The organism is Moraxella canis (assembly GCF_034424565.1).
GTDB classification, from domain to species: Bacteria; Pseudomonadota; Gammaproteobacteria; order Pseudomonadales; family Moraxellaceae; genus Moraxella; species Moraxella canis.
On the sequence record NZ_CP139961.1, the window covers coordinates 1,321,450 to 1,339,267 of the forward strand.

Here is a 17,818-nt window from a genome sequence, read left to right on the forward strand (position 1 = left end):
CTATTATAAAAGTATTTTTGATAAGTGCAAACAAAACCATCAAAATAACCAAAACGAAATGGCATGAAATTGTGTAAATCGACGATCACGCCTTTATTTTCCCAATCTTTTCATCAAAGAGCGTCATTAACAACTTATATAAAAGACTGAAATTTAAAATATTCAACAAAATAAACTTGTAATTTGTTGGCGGTGATGGCATCAAAGCTGTTATAATAGTGAATTTTTAAATTATAGCAACAGCTTGGGCTGTTTGGTCATTTGTATGAAATTAGCTGTCATCGGAGTCAATCATAAGACTGCCCCCGTTTCACTGCGGGAGCGGCTTTCGTTTGGCTCGGATATGCCTCAGGCAATCGGGCAGTTATCAACATTGGCAAATGGCTGCACCATCGTTTCAACCTGTAATCGCAGCGAGCTTTATGTTGGCATCAGTGATGATGTGGGCGGTCAGCACGAGTCTCAAGACGAGCAATCAGGCACTCTGACATCTGCTAAGCTTCAGGCGATTGGCGAATGGTTGGCAGAATTCAAGGGCGTGTCATTTGATGAGATCGCCCCTTATTTGTACACTTATGAAGACTCACGCGCGCTCAATCACTGGCTGAGAGTGGCGGCAGGTCTGGACTCAATGATTCTTGGCGAGCCGCAGATTTTGGGTCAGATTCGTCAGGCGGTGGCACTGTCTCGAGAGTATGGCGGTGTGGACAGTGATTTTGGGTGGCTGACGCAGCAGGTGTTTGCTGCGGCGCGGACGGTGCGCCGTGACACCAAAGTCGGTCAGCAAGCGGTGACCTTAGGATTTGCAACTGCTCGTCTTGCTACGCAGATTTTTGATACGCCAAGCAAATTGACGTTTTTATTGGTGGCGGCAGGCGAGATGAATCGCTTGGTGGCACATAATGTCGCTGCCTTAGGCGTCAAAAAAATCATCATCTGTAACCGAAGTCCTGACAGAGCTCAGGCGCTGTCTGATGAGCTGTCCGAGATGGCTAAGCAGGCAGGGCGTGCTCTTGAGATTGAGCTTGCAGGTCTGGATAGATTGGGCGAAGTGTTGCCACAAGCGGACATCGTCAGCAGCTGCAGTGGTAGTATGCAGGCGCTCATCGATACCGCGATGGTCAAGCATGCGCTCAAGATACGCCGCCATCAGCCGATGCTGCTTGTGGATTTGGCGGTGCCAAGAGATATCGAGCCTTCGGTTGGGCAGCTGGATAATATCTACCTGTATTCGGTGGATGATCTGCAGCATGTCATCGCAGGTAATATCGCTGAGCGTAAGCAGGCAGCGGTTGAAGCGGAGCTTTTGGTGGGTCAGCTGGTGGCAGACATCGAAGCGCAGATGCAGGCGCAGGTTGCTCGTACGCACATTCAAGATTATCGTCAAATGGCCGAAGCGCGCACTCAAGCCTTGCTCAGTCAGGCGATGGCGCAGATTGATCAAGGTGAGGATGCCAAAGCGGTACTGAGCGAATTTTCTCATGCGCTCAGCCAAACCCTCATGCACAGCCCCTCAAGATTGATTCGTCAAATTGCCAAAACGTCTGATGCAGACACTCTAGATTCCATCTCCCATGAGCTGATCCACAGCTATCGTAAGCCAGTCTAACTGTTTTATCAATACATGATGTTGTCTTAACCATGTCCCCAAAATAAAAAGCGCTTCATGATGTGATGAAGCGCTTTTTAGTCTTTTATTGTATTTGGATTACATATTTGGATAGTTAGGACCGCCGCCGCCCTCAGGAGTCACCCAGGTGATATTTTGCGACGGATCTTTGATATCGCAAGTCTTACAATGGACGCAGTTTTGGCTATTAATCACAAATTTAGGTGCCTCACCTTCTTTTTGGACGATCTCATAGACGCCTGCTGGGCAATAGCGCTGCGCTGGCTCAGCATAAAGCGGTAAATTGACCGAAACAGGCACCGTTGGATCTGTCAGGCGCAGATGGTTTGGCTGGTCTTCGGCGTGGTTTGTATTTGAGATAAACACGCTTGATAACTTGTCAAAGGTGAGCTTGCCATCAGGCTTTGGATAATCAGGCTTGTAGGCATGATCAGCCTTATCAAGCGTTGAGTAATCTGGGGTGTTGTCATGAATGGTCAATGGCATTTTGCCGCCAAATAAGTTTTGCTCAACAAAAGTAAATGCACCGCCCATCCAAGTGCCCATGCGATGTAATGATGGCGAGAAGTTACGAGCTTGATAAGCATCTTCAAACAGCCAAGAGTTCTCAAAAGCAGATTGGTATTCGGTCACTTCATCAGCGCTGCGCCCTGCCTGAATGGCATTAAAGATACTTTCGGCAGCGAGCATACCTGATTTCATAGAGGTGTGGGTGCCTTTGATCTTAGCAGGGTTTAGGAAGCCTGCATCATCGCCCACCAGCACACCGCCAGCAAAAGTCAATTTTGGTAAGCTGTTCAGACCGCCTTTGGTTAGGGCTCGTGCACCATATGACAGACGCTTACCGCCTTCTAAGATCGGGCGAATGGTTGGGTGCAGCTTAAGACGCTGAAGCTCATCAAATGGTGAGACATGTGGATTATGATACGACAAATCAACCACCAAGCCAAAGCTGACTTGATTGTCTTCGGCAAAATACAGCCACCAGCCACCAGTGGTGCCAGTCTCTGACAGTGGCCAACCTGAACCATGCATGATGACGCCTTGCTCATGCTTATCGGCATCAATTTCCCAAAGCTCTTTGAGACCGATGCCATAGTGCTGCGGATCTTTGTCTTTGTCCAAATGAAAACGGCTGATCAGACGCTTACCAAGATGTCCACGGCAGCCTTCGGCAAAGATGGTGTATTTGGCAAGTAGTTCATAGCCAGGCTCAAAGCTGTTTTTTGGTTCGCCTTGAGCGTTCAGACCCATATCGCCTGTCACCACACCGCGCACCGAGCCATCTTCATGATACAAAACATCGCTTGCTGCAAAGCTTGGGAACATCATCACTTCTAGGCTTTCTGCTTGTTCGGCAAGCCAGCGAACCACATTACCAAGCGATACGATATAGTTGCCATCATTGTGCATGCTGCTTGGTACAACTGAGCTAGGTAAGGTGACGCTGTCCTTTTCGCTGGTAAGCATATATACGCGGTCTTCTTTGGCTTGTACCGTGATCGGTGCGCCGCGCTCTTTCCAGTCAGGAATCAGCTCGTCAAGCGCGCGCGTTTCCATCACGGCGCCTGATAGGGTGTGTGCTCCAAATTCTGAGCCTTTTTCGATGACGCAGACAGTGAACTCATCCATCCCAGCAGCGATCGCCAATTGGCGTAATCGGATTGCAGCGGATAGACCTGCAGGTCCACCGCCGACGATCACGACATCAAATTCCATAGATTCACGTTCGATTTGCATGAAGTATCCTTAAAAAAATAGGTCAAATATCAAAAACAGGCGAGCAGCAAAAGCAGCTGGCAAATCAGGCGGCAAAATTCTTGCCAAAACATTTCAACAGTGTCTATTGTAGCAATCTTCGCTAATTAGGCAAGTTTTTTTGAAAGGTTTGTATTGACCAATTTGAAGTAAAAGACCGCTCATCTCCCAAAAATTTTGAGAAATCTTCGTAAAATGGCTTTAATTATTATCAACGCCTTGTATAAAAACTCCTTGCAATTCCCCCTAAAAAACGCCATGATAAGCTAAATTGGTAAAATAATTCAGCAAAAAATCAGGCTAATTTTTTGATCATTTGGCATGGTTTTGGTCAAATTACAGGGAGAGCATCATGACAAATATAGATGATATTAATAATAAAAACAAAGACTTATCCAATTCACTGATCCAAGATCTTAAAGCCATACAAACTAAGGAAGCAGGCGAGGGCGGCAAGATACGCAAAATTCCACCGCTGCAAAAGTGGCAGCCCACACGAACGTCACCCCTGAATATCGAAATCCGTGATAATGGCGAGTGGTGGCATGAGGGCGAGAAAGTGACTCGTCAGTCACTTGTGGATCTGTTCGCCAGTGTGCTGTGGGTGGAGTGGCATGATGGGCAAGCCATTCATTATCTCAAAACTCCGACCGATAAGTATCAAATCCATGTGACCGATGTCCCATTATTTATCAATCAAGTCACCCAAGTGACGGATGCTGATGGTGAGTGGATAGAATTTGGTACGACAAATGGCGATGTGATTCGCTTGGATGAGGATCATCCGTTGTATTTTAAGCAGTTTGGTGAAGAAGAGCGGGTATATATCGACACGCGCTTTGGGCTGACCGCGCGCTTGATGAATAATGCCATGCATCATTTGATCCAAATGGGTGAGCTTAGCCAAATCCAAGAAAATGGGCAGAACAAAACCGTGCTAAAACTGAGCAGTGGTGGTAAAATCTATCAGATTGAACAGCACGGTTAGGCTTACTTGGTGCTTTTAAAAGCGTCTTTGATGAGCCTAAAGTTATAAGGCTCCCAACATGATACATCCGCATTTTGATTCAATAAATTCCCCAAAATCTGCACCCATTGGCATTTTTGATTCTGGGGTTGGTGGCTTATCGGTGTATCGGCATCTGTCACAACTGATGCCTAAAGAGAGATATGTGTACTATGCAGACACCCAAAATCTGCCTTATGGCAATAAGTCAGGTGATGAGATTTTATTTTTGACCTTACAGGCGGTGGACTGGCTGTGTCGCCAAGGCTGTAAGCTCATCGTCATCGCGTGTAACAGCGCTTCGGCGCACTCTTTGACAGCGCTTCGAGCTCGCTGTAGTATTCCCATTGTGGGCTTGGTGCCTGCAGTTAAGCCTGCTTGTGAGATGAGCCAAACACGCCAAATCGCCTTGCTTGCGACTCAGGCGACGCTTCAAGGGCAGCTGCTTGCCCAAGTCATTCATGAAGTGGCAGCGCCAAAAGGTGTGACAGTGCATAAGCACTTTGAGCCGATGCTTGTGCCGTGGGTAGAGTCAGGGATGCCGATCGATCATCATGTCGCCGATCTTCTGATCAAACAAACTCAAGCATGGTATCAGCAGGGCGTGGATGTGATCGTTTTGGGCTGCACGCATTATCCATTTTTTCGGCAATTTTTGCAGGATTGGATTGATGAGCAGCAGATTTCGATGACGCTGCTTGATTCGGGCGCTGCTATCGCTCAAAGGGTCAAGTCTTTGCTTGAGTTTTTTGGGGTGAGTGCTGATGGCGAGGTGCTTGATGAGCCGCTCAAATTCTATGCATCTAGCTTGGCAGGTGATGTGCCTGCCACCGCGCGCAGACTCTCACAGGTGCCAATCAGCTTTGTTGATAGTGACTTTTTGCCCATCGATGCTTAATCAGGCTTTTGATTAAAGCTTTATCCAAGTGTGGGTTTTGTGTGAAGAATCATTAAAAGGCGCTCGCTAGATTTGCAATTGTGATGAAAATTTGGTGTAATGATATTAAGAATTTAATGACTAAATCCACCACCAAAATGGAGATTGTGATGACAACGGATACCAAAAAAAGTACTTTGCGTGAAAAAATTGAACAATTCGATCAATTAAGCGATACCATGCATGATGCCGAAAAAAAACGCACGCTAGAAGAACAGGTGGAGTATCTAAAGAGCCAAGGCATCAATCCTTCAAAAACTTATGCCGAATGGGATGATGATAAAGAAGAAGAGTGATTTTTAATTGACTGTTCGCATCAAAGTACAAACTTAATAAAAAAGCCCAAGATTTTCTTGGGCTTTTATTTGGATCATTCAACCAATATCCATGATGAACTGCCGTCGGCATTGATGACACGCCGATAGGTTGTCCCTGTGTTGGATGGCGTGGTTGCAGGTTTTATCGTCACCGTCCCCACCGCACCAGCAGCTGGTGTGCTGATGGTTGGCTGCACTGGCTGATACTGAGGTGCAGGCATGGTGATAGATTGAACCGGTGTTTGGGCGGGCTGGATAGAAGCAGTGTGACCGGTGATCAATCGGTGAAACTTTTGCCCTGCGCGACCATCAGGCGTGACGCCAACTTTTCGCTGATAATCCATGATCGCTCGGCGCGTATTATCGCCGATGATGCCATCAACCGCACCGATGTCATAGCCGGCATTGATGAGCGCCTGCTGAATCTCTTTGGATTCGCGGCGACCGATACCCGGATCGTCTGTTGGCCAAGGTGTGGCAAAGTTGGTATTCATATTTTCATCACGCACAAGATCGGACAAATGAGCAATCGCTAGCGCATAGCTTTCTGAAGCATTATAAGAATAAAAAGTATCAAAGTTCTTACCCACTAAGAAAGCAGGACCCTGTCTGCCAGCAGGCAGTAGCAAGCCTGCTGATGCCATATTGTTTGGAATGGGCTGACCATTTGGCAAAGTGATGCCTTGAGCGCGCCAGTGGCTGATTGATTGCTTATTACGGCGACCGCTTGAGCCGTTGTAGCCATTAAGGCGCACCTCATAGCCCCAAGGTTCACCTGGACGATAGCCGCGCTTGACCAAGAAATTGGCGGTACTTGCCAGTGCGTCGGCTTTTGAATTCACCAAATCTTTACGCCCATCACCATCAAAATCTACCGCAAGCTCCAAAAAGGTACTTGGCATAAATTGCGTTTGACCGAACGCTCCCGCCCAAGAACCGGTCATATCTTCGGGGCGAATATCACCATTTTGGACAATTTTGAGCGCACTGGCATACTCACCGCGAAAATAACTTTGGCGACGATCAAAACAAGATAAGGTCGCTAGGCTGTCAAATAAATTCTTTTTACCAAGTGTCTGACCAAAATTACTCTCAACACCCCACACCCCAAGCACATGCTCAGGCTTGACGCCATAGCGGCTCTCAATGCGGCGCAGGACTTCAGCTTGCTCATACTTGGCGCGGATACCGTCTTGGACGCGCTCACTGTCCACCAAAGATGCCAAATAATCCCAAACATCCTTTTTAAATTCAGGCTGATAATTGAGTGAGCGAATGACGCTAGGATCAGGCTGCGATGGGCGATATCTTTCAAATGTCGTCTCAGAAACACCCCGAAAAGTGCTGCTGTTTTTTAAATTGCTCAGGCACTGCTGAAATTCGCTGTTACTTAGGGTAGGTAGATCATTAGACAATGCCGTTTGTGACAGCGTGATGCCGGCAGCAGCCAGTGCTAGGGCGGATAGGCGTAATTTCATAAATCTCCTTAGTGTTTGATGAATGTCGTGTGTTTGGTCGCTCAGTGAGTTATCTCATCTTTTGTTATCCCAAAGCACAGCCAAGCTATCATGTGTCTTGATCGTCTTTTAATAAGTGTGCAAAATTTGCGCGCAGTTTGGCAAGCTTGGGCGGAATGGCAAAATTGCAATAGGCTTGAGTGGGATTGTTGGCATAGTAGTTTTGGTGATAGTCCTCAGCAGCATAAAATGTTGGTGCAGGCTCAAGTCTTGTGACCACATCCACACCCTCTGAGCGTAACGACTCAATCATCGCCTCAGCTGCTTTTGCTTGCTCATCCTCGGTATAAAAGATCGCTGAGGCGTACTGCGTTCCGATGTCATTGCCTTGACGGTTTAGGGTTGTTGGATCGTGCGTGGCAAAAAATACCGACAAAATCTCATCAATACCAACTATTGACTCATCATAGCTGACTTCAATGACTTCAACATGTCCCGTCTCGCCCGTGCAGACAGCGTGATAGTTTGCCGTATCACTTGCACCGCCGGCGTAACCACTGATGACAGAGCTGACACCTTTTAACGAATCAAATACCGACTCGGTGCACCAAAAGCAGCCGCCGCCTAATAAAATAGTTTTCATATATTCATCCTAATCAATGCTATAATAACACCATTTTTTAAGTCTATCATAACTCATGCCAAATACCAAACACGACACTTTATTTACCACACCGCTTGATAAGTCGGCTCGCTTTAGTTTTGATGAAGAAGTGGTGGCGTGTTTTCCTGATATGATTCGCCGCAGCGTGCCAGGCTATGGGCAAGTGCTTGCGATGCTGCCGATTTTGGCGCGCCGCCACTGCTTATTTCGACAAGTGGGCGATCACGGGGGGCGTGTAAGCCGTGTCTATGATTTGGGGACGTCGCTTGGGGCGGTGAGCTTTGCTTTGGCAGATAAATTTGCCCCTGATGAGCTTGAGATTCACGCCATTGATATCTCAGCGCCGATGATTGAGCAAGCCAAATCAGTGGTGGGTGAGCATTATCCCGATCATGACATTCGCTTTCGGTTGGATGATGTTTGTGAAGTGGATTTTTTGCCATGTGATTTGATTATTATCAATTTAACTTTGCAATTTTTACCACCAGATCAGAGACTGGCACTGCTCCAAAAATGCCATCAAGCCTTGGCAGAAGGCGGTATCTTGATCTTGACCGAAAAAACTCACCTAACCGATGAACAAGACGATGCGTGGCGAGTGGAGCGGTATTATGATTTTAAGCGCGCCAATGGCTACAGTGATATGGAGATCAGCGGTAAGCGCAATGCACTTGAAAATGTGCTCATCACCGACACGCTGCACAAGCACCATGAACGCTTGGCGCAAGCAGGCTTTGAGCGTAGCTTGACTTGGTTTATGTTTTTAAATTTTGCGTCCATTGTGGCTTTTAAATGAGTATAAGCTGATCATCAGCTGCCAAGCTTTTAATGACAATTTTGCCCAACGACGAAGACCGATGACCTTATGAATACGATCACTCGTGCCGAAAAAGACCTTTATCAGACCCTGTTTGACCTAGCGCAGCATCATCCGATGGCGTATGAATGGCTCAAATTACTCCCAGATTGGTTGGCTGCCATTAAAAATAAGGATCGCTATGCACACGCTCCGTATTATGATTCAATCATCAATAAGCTGCCTAATGCTGTGCCTACTGCTATTGATCTGAATGCTGCTTGTGTCACTTCATGGATTGACTTTGAACACAGCGACTATCGGCGTAGCGAAGCATTACTAAAAAACCTCATGCCATGGCGAAAAGGCGGGTTTAAATTTGGGCAAGGCGATCGGTTGATCCATATTGATACTGAGTGGCGCAGTGATCTAAAATGGGAGCGAGTGCTACCGCATATTAGCGATTTGACTGGCAAGCGAGTGCTGGATGTCGGTGGCGGTTCGGGCTATCACGGTTTTCGTATGGTTGGGGCAGGTGCAAGCACGGTTATTATCATTGATCCGTCTTGCCTATTTTATCATCAGTTTATGGCTACTCGGCATTTTCTTGGCGACATCAAAAACCGCTATGAGCAGTCGCCCATCCATTTTATTCCTGTGGGTCTAGAAGAGCTGCCCCAAGATACAAATCAGCCAGGGTTATTTCATAGCGTTTTTTGTATGGGTGTGCTGTATCATCGTGCTTCACCGTTTGATTGTTTATTACAATTAAAAAATCAGCTGACTAAAGGCGGTGAGCTGATACTGGAGACTTTGGTGGTAGATGGTGATGACAATACTGTGCTTGTTCCCAAAGATCGCTATGCGATGATGAATAATGTGTATTTTTTGCCTTCGGTGCCCGCCTTGCAGCTGTGGCTCGAAAAAGCAGGCTTTGCTCAGGTTCGCTGTGTCGATGTCAATATCACAACCAATGAAGAACAGCGTGCCACCGAATGGATGACTTATCATTCTTTGGATGATTTTTTGGATGCCAAGGATTCTTCAAAAACTGCTGAGGGATACCCCAGACCCAAGCGTGCAGTGATGGTCGCCAAAAAACCTTAATCCATGCGTCTGACTGGCGTATAATATATAATACTGGCTAATCGCTTTACATGATGTGTGAGGCATTCAATAAAAAGGTGAAACTATGGCAGGTGGTAGTCTATTAATGCTGCTTGATGACATCGCAACGATACTTGACGATGTCTCGGTAATGACTAAAATGGCAGCCAAAAAAACCGCAGGCGTTTTGGGCGATGACTTGGCACTGAACGCTCAGCAGGTCACGGGTGTGCGTGCTGACCGAGAGCTGTCAGTGGTTTGGGCGGTCGCTAAAGGTTCATTTGTCAATAAACTGATTTTAGTGCCGGCTGCACTGCTGATCAGCGCCATTGCTGCTTGGCTGATCACGCCTTTATTGATGATTGGCGGCGCATTTTTGTGCTATGAAGGTGCCGAAAAGGTGGTGCATAAATTTGCGCCCAATCTGTTGCCGCACGAGATGGACGATGAAGCAGCACATACCGAAAGACTCAAAGCCAATGCCGATGAGCAGATTGATTTGGTCGCCTTTGAAAAAGATAAAATCCGCGGCGCCATTCGCACGGACTTTATTTTATCTGCTGAGATTGTGGTAATCTCACTGGGTGTGATGACGGCAGCCACTTTTACAACAAAAGCGGCGGCGCTGTCCACCATCGCTGTTGTGATGACAGTTGGGGTGTATGGCTTGGTGGCTTTGATCGTCAAACTGGATGACTTGGGTGTGCATCTTGTCAATCAGCCTTCGGCGTCTCGCCAAGCTTTGGGACGCGCCTTATTGGCTTTTGCCCCAAAGCTCATGAAATTTTTATCCTTTGCTGGCACGCTTGCCATGTTCTTAGTCGGTGGCGGGATTTTGGTGCATGGTGTTGCCATCTTGCATCATCAAGCTCAGGATTTGGCGGCGCTATCGGGCGTGTTTGGCGGCTTGACCGAAGCGTTATATAATGGTGTGGTAGGCTTGATTGCAGGCTTGGTGATTTTGGCAGGTGTGATTGGTATCAAAAAAATCATCAAAAAATAGCCAAATTAACTTAGTTGAAATAATAAAAAGCGCTCACCAAGGGGCGCTTTTTATTTATGATGACTGTGAGGTTATCTGGGGCTGGGGCGCTGCTCGATCAGCAAAGCGTCAATGCCGTTATTACGCAGGCGTACGCTGGCGGTGGAAGCTTCTTTTTGAGTCATGGGCGTTGAGATGACTTGATACACATAGCCATCTTTTGTATCTTGACGCACCACGATGGCATCCACGCCTGCCATGAGTACTTCGGCACGTTTTAGGTCGGCATCTTCGGCTTTTTCATAGCTTTTGATTTGTAGGATGTATTGGCTTTGGCGATTGGATGGTGCTGTTTCGCCCGTTTGGGCGGGGTCATTGGTGGTCAAAGGATTGCTGGGTTCATCATAAGTGGTATTTTCTTCGACGATTGAAATGCTCGCTGGCTGGCTGGTGTCAGCTTGCGTGCTTTGATTGAGGACCACATCGGTCGATGGCTTGGGCAGGCTATCTTCTCCCCGATCTTGAATACTCACGCCTTCAGGGATGCTTTGAAATTTTTGTTCGGGTAAGACTTCATAAAATTCAAATTCAATGTCAGGCTCATTGGCGGTGATGGGTTCAACCGCCGCTTCAGGCTCAGGATCCACTCGTTGACCAAAGCCATCAAATAAAGGCGATAGATATAAAAAAACCACCAACATCGCTGCCACCAATAGCCCCACCACAATCCAAAGCAAGCTACTTAGACCCAAGCTGCGATTGCGCACTTCATCTTTATAGACGGCGGAAGGCTGTTTTTGGGGTCTTTGAGCCATGGCGATATCCTGTGTGATTTTAGCAAAATGGGGCGGTGATGAAAAATGTAAACTTAGGTGAGATTTTTAATAAGCCTAAACAAAGGCTATTTTAGCAAATTTTTATAAAAATATCGTGCTTATTCTTGCGCGAAGGTTGGTAGTTGGGATAAATATTGTTATAATGTGTGGATAAATAATCACAAAGGTACTTAATATGTCTGCGATGGCGACGCTGTTTTTGGTATCCGCTGAGACGATTACCACCTTGGGCTTGTACGTTTTATTGCCTATTTTTATTGGGTTTTTGATTTTTATCATGTGGGATATCTCTAAAAAATCAAATGCCGGTAAAGCGGGGACTTTTTGGATCTTTGTTGCATTGGGTATGGGTTTTTTTGGCTTTATTGCCAAGCTTGTGATCGAATTTGTGCTTGAAAAATGGGTGTTGTAAGCTTTATTTGAGCATTTTAAACTTAGCGGTTGACTTGATTATTTTAAACAGTCTTTAATTTTGGAGTAAAGGTATGAAGTTTTTTGCAGTGACTGCATCAATGGCTGCTGTTTTGGCATTGAGCGCTTGTGGTAACAACCATGAAAAAGTATACGCCGTGGATCGTGTTGAAGAAGCGCAATCAGCTGCTTTGGCTAATGCTCCAAAAGCTGAAGAAGTGGTGTTTGAAGATGAAGGTGCGCCTACCATGACTACCGAGACAGCCGCAGCGGACACAAGCGCTGATGCTGCCGCCCAAGAGCCAGTCGCTCAAGAGGACGCCCAAGTGGCAGATGCCGAAGCGGCTGCAGAACCTGCTCAAGAGCCTGTCGCAGAAGCTCAAGATTCTGCTGAAGCTCAAACCACCAACTGATCTGATGCGCTTTGATCAACTCTGAATTTGATTGAAATTAGGCAGTTTATATGAGTGATAAAACCTTGGCTGATAAAAGCCAAGGTTTTTTGTTTATAAAGGCAGTTTGGGTATTTAAATCAAGCGACAGCTTGGGTACTTACTTAGGTGCTTAGAAGATCAAAAGACCTGCCTTAAATCAGCGGAAGTGGCTTGATTTTTTGAGCTTGGCTTGGTACATTAGTGGCTATTGATTGAATAAAATAAGGAAATGATCATGCCAGCACTGAGAAAAGATATTGACCCTGAAGGATTATTGGAGTTTTCTGTTGTTTATACTGATCGCGCGCTGAACCACATGTCGGCGCAGTTTCAGCAGGTGATGAAGGATCTGTCATCTGAGTTAAAGTCACTATTTCAAGCCGATGCGGTCGCCATCGTGCCAGGTTCGGGCACGGCAGGCATGGAAGCGGTTGCCAGAGCTTTGGCGGCTGGTCAAGATACTGTGATCGTCAGAAATGGATGGTTTAGCTACCGCTGGACGCAGATACTAGAAGCGATTGGCGTTGCTAAATCTAGCCATGTATTTAAGGCGCATATCCAAGAGGGTGAAAATGGGTTTGTGCCTGCCGATATTGACGAGGTCACCGCCTATATCAAAGCACACCGCCCAGGCATCGTGTTCGCCCCTCATGTTGAAACCGCCTCTGGCATGATGCTGTCAGATGAGTATATTCGTGCACTTGCTGAGGCGACGCATTCGGTCGGTGGGCTGCTTGCCATTGATTGTATTGCTTCTGGATGCATCTGGCTTGACATGAAGGCGCTGGGCATTGATGTGCTTTTATCAGCACCTCAAAAGGGTCTGTCAAGTACGCCGTGTGCCGGCTTGGTGATGCTGTCGGAGGCTGCCAAAGAGGCTGTTTTGGCAAGCACACCATCAAGCTTTTCTTTGGACCTAAAAGCATGGTTAAATATCATGAGTGCTTACGAAAATGGCGGACATGCGTATCATGCCACCATGCCAACCGATGGCCTAAAGCAGCTGCGTGATACTTTGCTTGAAGCAAAACAGATCGGCTATGACACCCTAAAACAAGCCCAAATTACCCTTGGTCAAGAGATTTTGGCGGTGCTAAATGCCAAAGGCGTCCAAAGTGTCGCCGACCCTTCCGCCCAAGCTTATGGCGTGATCGTTTGCCATGCTTCAAGTGATGAGATTCATAAAGGTGCCGCCTTTGCCAAAGTGGGCGTCCAAATCGCTGCTGGCACGCCGCTTCAGGTTGATGAGCCAAGCGATTATAAGAGCTTCCGCATTGGCTTGTTTGGGCTTGATAAATTGACCGATATTGAAGGGACGGTTGAGCGCTTTAAGGGTGCGGCTGATCAAGTGTTCGTATAATCCAAATCATCATAAAACAGGCTATGTGCTTGATGCCTAGCCTGTTTTTGTTTTTGGTAGTTTGGATGATTTAAATGAGATTCTTTGATATTTTTTAATTGTAATGGTAAGGAAATAAGATGACTGTTAATTTGGCGGCTTATGAAGATAACTTAAATGTTGTCAAAGATTTTGATCCCATGCTGTTGTGGCGCTGGTTTAGTCGCATCAGTGCGACACCGCATCCAAGCTTTCATGAAGAAGCTTTGGTGGCTGATATCATCGAGTGGGCGACGGCGCATGGGCTGTCTGCTCGCCGAGATGGCATTGGTAATGTCATCATCAAAAAACCAGCGACCAAAGGCTACGAAGATCGTGAGCCGATCGCTTTGCAGGCGCACTTAGATATGGTGCCTCAAGCCAACGAAGGTACGCTGCATGACTTTGCCACAGATCCGATTCGCCTTCGTCTTCATCCTGATGATGACGCATGGCTGATGGCGACAGGCACGACTTTGGGGGCGGATAATGGCATTGGTATGGCAAGCTGTCTTGCAGTCCTTGAAGATGATTCACTGGCGCATCCTGAGCTTGAGGTACTACTGACGATGACCGAAGAGACAGGCATGGTTGGGGTGATTGGGCTAAAAGCCAATGAACTGACCTCAAAAATCATGGTCAATACCGACACCGAAGAAATCGGTGAGGTATATATTGGCTGTGCGGGCGGTATCGATGCGGATCTCAGCTTGCCACTGACATGGCAAGAAAATTCCTTTGATGCTGCGCTAAGCCTAACCATCAAAGGGCTGCGCGGAGGACATTCAGGACTGGATATCGATAAAAACCGTGGCAATGCCATCAAGCTGATGGCAAGAGTATTGGCTAAGCTGTTGGGCGACTTTGACGGACAATTTGCCATCAGCCACATCAAAGGTGGCACGCTAAGAAACGCCATTCCACGTGAAGCCCAAGTCGTGATCAGCTGCCCTCAGTCGTCCTTGTCCGCGCTGACAGACGCCATCAATCACGCCACCGCTCAAATCTTTGAAGAGTTTAAGCAAGTCGAGCCAAGCTTTACTGCGATCATTGAGACTGCTAAGCCTGATCAAAAGGCGCTGACTTGGGCGTCATCTCTTCAAGCCATTCATCTCATCAATGCGCTGCCTAGCGGTGTGGTGCGCCAAAGCGATCTTGCCAAAGACACGGTGGAGACGTCATTGTCCTTTGGGCAGCTTAAGATGGATGATGATGCGCTTAAGTGTGTGCTGCTTATCCGCTCTTTGGTTGATTCAGGCAAAGATGCGGTCTGTGATACGCTCTCAAGCATTGCCCATCTGTCAGGGGCACAAATCGCGTTTGCTGGTGATTATGTGGGCTGGAATCCAGATGCCAATTCAGTGATCACGCCGATCACCACCCAGCTTTATGCCCAGATTTTAGGTCATCAGCCTGATATTAAGGTCATCCATGCAGGGCTTGAGTGTGGTTTGATCAAGCAAAGCCACCCTGATATGGACATCGTCTCAATCGGTCCAACCATCAAAAATGCCCACTCGCCTGATGAGATGGTGCACATTGAGTCGGTGGCGGTGTATTGGCGACTTTTGACTGAGATTTTGGCAAATGCGCCACTCAAGCGCTAAAGCCATCGTTAATTCATAAAACCATCTGCTTGATCTTAAGCAGATGGTTTTATTTTTTGATTGTGCTAAGGCATTTCGTTTATAAAGTATCATTCATAAACGCGATCATTTTTGCCCAGCTGTCTTTGGCGGCTTGTGGATGGTAGCCCAAATCAACACCGTTTTCACGAGCTCGCTCATCGGCGTGTGGGTTACTAAAGCCATGTTTTGCGCCTTCGTAGATATCGATTTGGTAGTCAACCTCGGCTGCCTCAAGCTCTTTTTTAAGACCGTCAATCGCCTCCATTGAGACCATAGAGTCAGCCTTGCCGTGCGCAACCAAGACTTTGGCGACGAACTTTTGTTTGGTGGCAGGCGTGATGGGCGCAGGATTACCATGGAAGGTCGCTACCGCTTTTAGGGGCAAGCCAAGTCGTGCCATGTCTAAGGCAATTTTACCGCCAAAGCAAAATCCTACGATGCCGATACGCTCTTTATCCACTTCACTAAGATTAGCCACATCGTGATAGATGGCTTGGCAGCGATTCATCAGCTCATCAGAATGCTCAAGCATTTGAGTCATCCATTCATTGGCTTGATGTGCGTCTGTGGTCATTTTACCCTCACCATAGACATCCATTGCCACCGCGACAAACCCCTCAGCTGCCAAGCGCTCAGCAACTGTTTTTGGGTGTTCGACAACGCCCCACCATTCAGGCGCTACCAAAACTGTCCGCGCCTTGCCTGTGTTGTCAGTATTTTCTGGTAGGGCAATGTAGCTGAGTAATGGTGTGCCATCGGGCGCGGTGGTGGTAAGCGTGCGAGTCGTTATTGTCATAAAAATATCCTTATTGGTTTGGTGGTATCACAAAAACGCCCCAAAGCTGCATCATTTTGCGACCTCTAGAACGGCGTTTGGTTTGTTTAACTTAACAAGCTGCCTTCGTCAAGTCAAGGTTTTTATGCCAATTTTCTCAAATTTTACGGTACAATAAAGTCAATTTTATAAAAATATGATGGTGTCATGATTAGTGATGAGCTTAGACCTAAATTTTGGGAAAATTATTGTCTTGATGAGCTGACGGATGCAGAGTGGGAGGCGCTGTGCGACGGGTGCGGCGCATGCTGTTTGGTGAAATTTCTTGACGATGACGATGCCAAATACACAGAGTACACCGATGTGGCGTGCCAACTTTTGGATACCAAAACGGGGCATTGCCAAAACTATGCAGAACGGCAGCGTTTTGTGCCTGACTGTATCCGTCTGACGGCGCAGATGATGCCCCAGATGCTTTGGCTGCCGCGCCACTGCGCCTATAAGCGGCTTTATCTTGGTCAAGGATTGCCACCTTGGCATCGACTGCTTAAAGGCACTCAAAACCATGGCGCAGGGTTTGCTAAGGTGTCTGTTGCAGGTCGCTGTGTCAGTGAGCTTGGGATGAGCGATGCAGACATCGAAAGGCGAGTGGTTAAATGGGTTAAGCCTTAACATTGTTGAAAGAAAAAAATTGGCAAGTTTGATAAAATTGGTGAATGTCTGTGATTTTGTCAAAAGCACTTGAATAAAACCTGATGATACGCTAAATTGTAGCAAGGCAATCAATGCGCCATGATTTTAATGATAACACGAGGTTAAATTATACCGTCTATGTCTGATGACAATTCGAGCGGCTGGTCTATGCGCGGGCTTAAGCGCTGGCTGTCCACCGCACCCGAAACGCGAGACGATTTGTTGAAACTGGTTCAAGACTCTCGCCAGTTTTTGGAGCCGGATACGGTGGATATGCTTGAGGGGGTGCTTGACTTGCCGGCAACCCAAGTGCGTGAGATTATGACGCCGCGCCCTCAGGTTCATGCTGTGGCAAGCGACGATGACTTATCCGACATCTTGTCGGTAGTCTTAGAGACCGAGCACTCTCGCTATCCTGTGCTTGACAGTTTGGATGATAATGCCGTGGTCGGGATTTTGCTGATTAAGGACTTGATACCGTACCTAAAAGCCAAAGCTGACGGTGAAGAGCAGCCCCTCAAACTGGCTGATATTGTACGAAAGCCGCTATATATCAGTGAGACCGCACGCTCAGATACTTTGTTGCGCTCTCTACAAAAAGCCCAAGTGCATATGGCGATCGTGGTGGATGAATTTGGGTCGGTGTCGGGCGTGGTGACGATGGAGGACTTGTTAGAGGAGATTGTCGGAGATATCGTCGATGAGCATGATGATATTGATGAAGACAGCGACATTAATAACATCATCCCGCATCCTGACAAGCCAGGTGTTTGGCTTGTGCAGGCATCTACTTTGATCAGTGATTGTAATGAGATTCTGGGCAGTCATTTTGATGATGCTGATGTTGATACCATGGGCGGACTTGTGATGCAGGCGCTTGGGTTTGTCAGCCACCTTCAGGGGGCGGTAGTGCAGATTGATGAGTGGCAAATCACCGTGGTTGATGTTGAGGCGCGATTTATCCATTTGCTGGAGCTGGTGCTCATACCGCAGGTGGAGAATGCTTAAA

Annotated in this window: 18 protein-coding genes; 13 read left to right on the forward strand and 5 right to left on the reverse strand. The window is 47.2% G+C overall.

Translation table 11 applies throughout. The features are described from left to right. The first annotated feature begins 265 nt into the window (after positions 1-265). Positions 266-1,609 (forward strand): glutamyl-tRNA reductase, encoded by a 1,344-nt coding sequence (gene hemA, locus U0021_RS05970; RefSeq protein WP_114800829.1) that lies wholly within the window; start codon positions 266-268, stop codon positions 1,607-1,609. A gap of 99 nt (positions 1,610-1,708) precedes the next feature. Here hemA and U0021_RS05975 read toward each other — a convergent pair whose 3' ends face one another. Continuing rightward, positions 1,709-3,370, reverse strand: coding sequence for an electron transfer flavoprotein-ubiquinone oxidoreductase (locus U0021_RS05975; protein WP_114800830.1), 1,662 nt, complete (start codon positions 3,368-3,370; stop codon positions 1,709-1,711). 370 nt (positions 3,371-3,740) lie between these two features. Between U0021_RS05975 and U0021_RS05980 the strand changes: the two genes are divergently transcribed. The 3 genes from U0021_RS05980 (at position 3,741) to U0021_RS05990 (ending at position 5,627) form a co-directional block, all read left to right on the forward strand. Then, positions 3,741-4,376, forward strand: coding sequence for a DUF1285 domain-containing protein (locus tag U0021_RS05980; RefSeq protein ID WP_114800831.1), 636 nt, complete (start codon positions 3,741-3,743; stop codon positions 4,374-4,376). Between the two features lie 58 nt (positions 4,377-4,434). After that, entirely contained in the window at positions 4,435-5,292 is an 858-nt protein-coding gene (murI, locus tag U0021_RS05985) for a glutamate racemase (RefSeq protein ID WP_114800832.1), read from the forward strand. Positions 5,293-5,441: 149 nt separating this feature from the next. Further along, on the forward strand, positions 5,442-5,627 hold the full coding sequence (locus U0021_RS05990; RefSeq protein ID WP_227538726.1) for a hypothetical protein: 186 nt from the start codon (positions 5,442-5,444) through the stop codon (positions 5,625-5,627). 74 nt (positions 5,628-5,701) lie between these two features. Here the strand turns inward: U0021_RS05990 and U0021_RS05995 are convergent, their stop codons facing one another. Next, a complete protein-coding gene (locus U0021_RS05995; protein WP_114800833.1) occupies positions 5,702-7,126 on the reverse strand; it encodes a lytic murein transglycosylase in 1,425 nt (474 codons plus the stop codon). 88 nt (positions 7,127-7,214) lie between these two features. Beyond that, positions 7,215-7,748 carry a peptide-methionine (S)-S-oxide reductase MsrA gene (msrA, locus tag U0021_RS06000; protein ID WP_114800834.1) on the reverse strand — a complete coding sequence of 178 codons (534 nt, stop codon included), beginning with the start codon at positions 7,746-7,748 and terminating at the stop codon, positions 7,215-7,217. 55 nt (positions 7,749-7,803) lie between these two features. Between msrA and cmoA the strand changes: the two genes are divergently transcribed. The 3 genes from cmoA to U0021_RS06015 all read left to right on the forward strand — a co-directional run bounded on the left by cmoA (position 7,804) and on the right by U0021_RS06015 (position 10,675). Beyond that, on the forward strand, positions 7,804-8,565 hold the full coding sequence (gene cmoA / locus U0021_RS06005) for a carboxy-S-adenosyl-L-methionine synthase CmoA (protein ID WP_114800835.1): 762 nt from the start codon (positions 7,804-7,806) through the stop codon (positions 8,563-8,565). Between the two features lie 69 nt (positions 8,566-8,634). Continuing rightward, entirely contained in the window at positions 8,635-9,672 is a 1,038-nt protein-coding gene (gene cmoB, locus U0021_RS06010) for a tRNA 5-methoxyuridine(34)/uridine 5-oxyacetic acid(34) synthase CmoB (RefSeq protein ID WP_114800836.1), read from the forward strand. A gap of 85 nt (positions 9,673-9,757) precedes the next feature. Beyond that, a complete protein-coding gene (locus tag U0021_RS06015) occupies positions 9,758-10,675 on the forward strand; it encodes a DUF808 domain-containing protein (RefSeq protein ID WP_114800837.1) in 918 nt (305 codons plus the stop codon). A gap of 71 nt (positions 10,676-10,746) precedes the next feature. Here the strand turns inward: U0021_RS06015 and U0021_RS06020 are convergent, their stop codons facing one another. Further along, positions 10,747-11,469, reverse strand: coding sequence for an SPOR domain-containing protein (locus U0021_RS06020; protein ID WP_114800838.1), 723 nt, complete (start codon positions 11,467-11,469; stop codon positions 10,747-10,749). A gap of 196 nt (positions 11,470-11,665) precedes the next feature. Between U0021_RS06020 and U0021_RS06025 the strand changes: the two genes are divergently transcribed. From U0021_RS06025 to U0021_RS06040, 4 genes are all read left to right on the forward strand, one after another. Continuing rightward, on the forward strand, positions 11,666-11,902 hold the full coding sequence (locus tag U0021_RS06025) for a DUF2788 domain-containing protein (protein ID WP_049238211.1): 237 nt from the start codon (positions 11,666-11,668) through the stop codon (positions 11,900-11,902). A gap of 73 nt (positions 11,903-11,975) precedes the next feature. After that, entirely contained in the window at positions 11,976-12,314 is a 339-nt protein-coding gene (locus tag U0021_RS06030; RefSeq protein ID WP_114800839.1) for a hypothetical protein, read from the forward strand. 256 nt (positions 12,315-12,570) lie between these two features. Then, positions 12,571-13,695, forward strand: coding sequence for an aminotransferase class V-fold PLP-dependent enzyme (locus tag U0021_RS06035; protein ID WP_114800840.1), 1,125 nt, complete (start codon positions 12,571-12,573; stop codon positions 13,693-13,695). A 119-nt stretch (positions 13,696-13,814) separates the two neighbouring features. Continuing rightward, positions 13,815-15,320: an aminoacyl-histidine dipeptidase gene (locus U0021_RS06040; RefSeq protein ID WP_114800841.1), complete on the forward strand. Its 1,506-nt coding sequence runs from the start codon at positions 13,815-13,817 to the stop codon at positions 15,318-15,320. Between the two features lie 79 nt (positions 15,321-15,399). Here the strand turns inward: U0021_RS06040 and U0021_RS06045 are convergent, their stop codons facing one another. After that, positions 15,400-16,137 (reverse strand): dienelactone hydrolase family protein, encoded by a 738-nt coding sequence (locus U0021_RS06045; RefSeq protein ID WP_114800842.1) that lies wholly within the window; start codon positions 16,135-16,137, stop codon positions 15,400-15,402. Between the two features lie 186 nt (positions 16,138-16,323). Between U0021_RS06045 and U0021_RS06050 the strand changes: the two genes are divergently transcribed. After that, complete coding sequence (locus U0021_RS06050) at positions 16,324-16,788, forward strand: YcgN family cysteine cluster protein (RefSeq protein WP_114800843.1); 465 nt, start codon at positions 16,324-16,326, stop codon at positions 16,786-16,788. A 159-nt stretch (positions 16,789-16,947) separates the two neighbouring features. Continuing rightward, positions 16,948-17,817, forward strand: a complete 870-nt coding sequence (locus U0021_RS06055) for a CBS domain-containing protein (RefSeq protein ID WP_049238222.1) — start codon at positions 16,948-16,950, stop codon at positions 17,815-17,817. The last annotated feature ends 1 nt before the right edge of the window (position 17,818 follow it).

Bases quoted from the DNA above. Each gene is read 5' to 3' on its own strand.
- U0021_RS05975 (WP_114800830.1), bottom strand. From the start codon at position 3,370: ATGCAAATCGAACGTGAATCTATGGAATTTGATGTCGTGATCGTCGGC.
- U0021_RS05980 (WP_114800831.1), top strand. From the start codon at position 3,741: ATGACAAATATAGATGATATTAATAATAAAAACAAAGACTTATCCAAT.
- U0021_RS06035 (WP_114800840.1), top strand. From the start codon at position 12,571: ATGCCAGCACTGAGAAAAGATATTGACCCTGAAGGATTATTGGAGTTT.
- murI (WP_114800832.1), top strand. From the start codon at position 4,435: ATGATACATCCGCATTTTGATTCAATAAATTCCCCAAAATCTGCACCC.
- U0021_RS05995 (WP_114800833.1), bottom strand. From the start codon at position 7,126: ATGAAATTACGCCTATCCGCCCTAGCACTGGCTGCTGCCGGCATCACG.
- cmoB (WP_114800836.1), top strand. From the start codon at position 8,635: ATGAATACGATCACTCGTGCCGAAAAAGACCTTTATCAGACCCTGTTT.
- U0021_RS06045 (WP_114800842.1), bottom strand. From the start codon at position 16,137: ATGACAATAACGACTCGCACGCTTACCACCACCGCGCCCGATGGCACA.
- cmoA (WP_114800835.1), top strand. From the start codon at position 7,804: ATGCCAAATACCAAACACGACACTTTATTTACCACACCGCTTGATAAG.
- U0021_RS06015 (WP_114800837.1), top strand. From the start codon at position 9,758: ATGGCAGGTGGTAGTCTATTAATGCTGCTTGATGACATCGCAACGATA.
- msrA (WP_114800834.1), bottom strand. From the start codon at position 7,748: ATGAAAACTATTTTATTAGGCGGCGGCTGCTTTTGGTGCACCGAGTCG.
- U0021_RS06025 (WP_049238211.1), top strand. From the start codon at position 11,666: ATGTCTGCGATGGCGACGCTGTTTTTGGTATCCGCTGAGACGATTACC.
- hemA (WP_114800829.1), top strand. From the start codon at position 266: ATGAAATTAGCTGTCATCGGAGTCAATCATAAGACTGCCCCCGTTTCA.
- U0021_RS06030 (WP_114800839.1), top strand. From the start codon at position 11,976: ATGAAGTTTTTTGCAGTGACTGCATCAATGGCTGCTGTTTTGGCATTG.
- U0021_RS06020 (WP_114800838.1), bottom strand. From the start codon at position 11,469: ATGGCTCAAAGACCCCAAAAACAGCCTTCCGCCGTCTATAAAGATGAA.
- U0021_RS06050 (WP_114800843.1), top strand. From the start codon at position 16,324: ATGATTAGTGATGAGCTTAGACCTAAATTTTGGGAAAATTATTGTCTT.
- U0021_RS06055 (WP_049238222.1), top strand. From the start codon at position 16,948: ATGTCTGATGACAATTCGAGCGGCTGGTCTATGCGCGGGCTTAAGCGC.
- U0021_RS05990 (WP_227538726.1), top strand. From the start codon at position 5,442: ATGACAACGGATACCAAAAAAAGTACTTTGCGTGAAAAAATTGAACAA.
- U0021_RS06040 (WP_114800841.1), top strand. From the start codon at position 13,815: ATGACTGTTAATTTGGCGGCTTATGAAGATAACTTAAATGTTGTCAAA.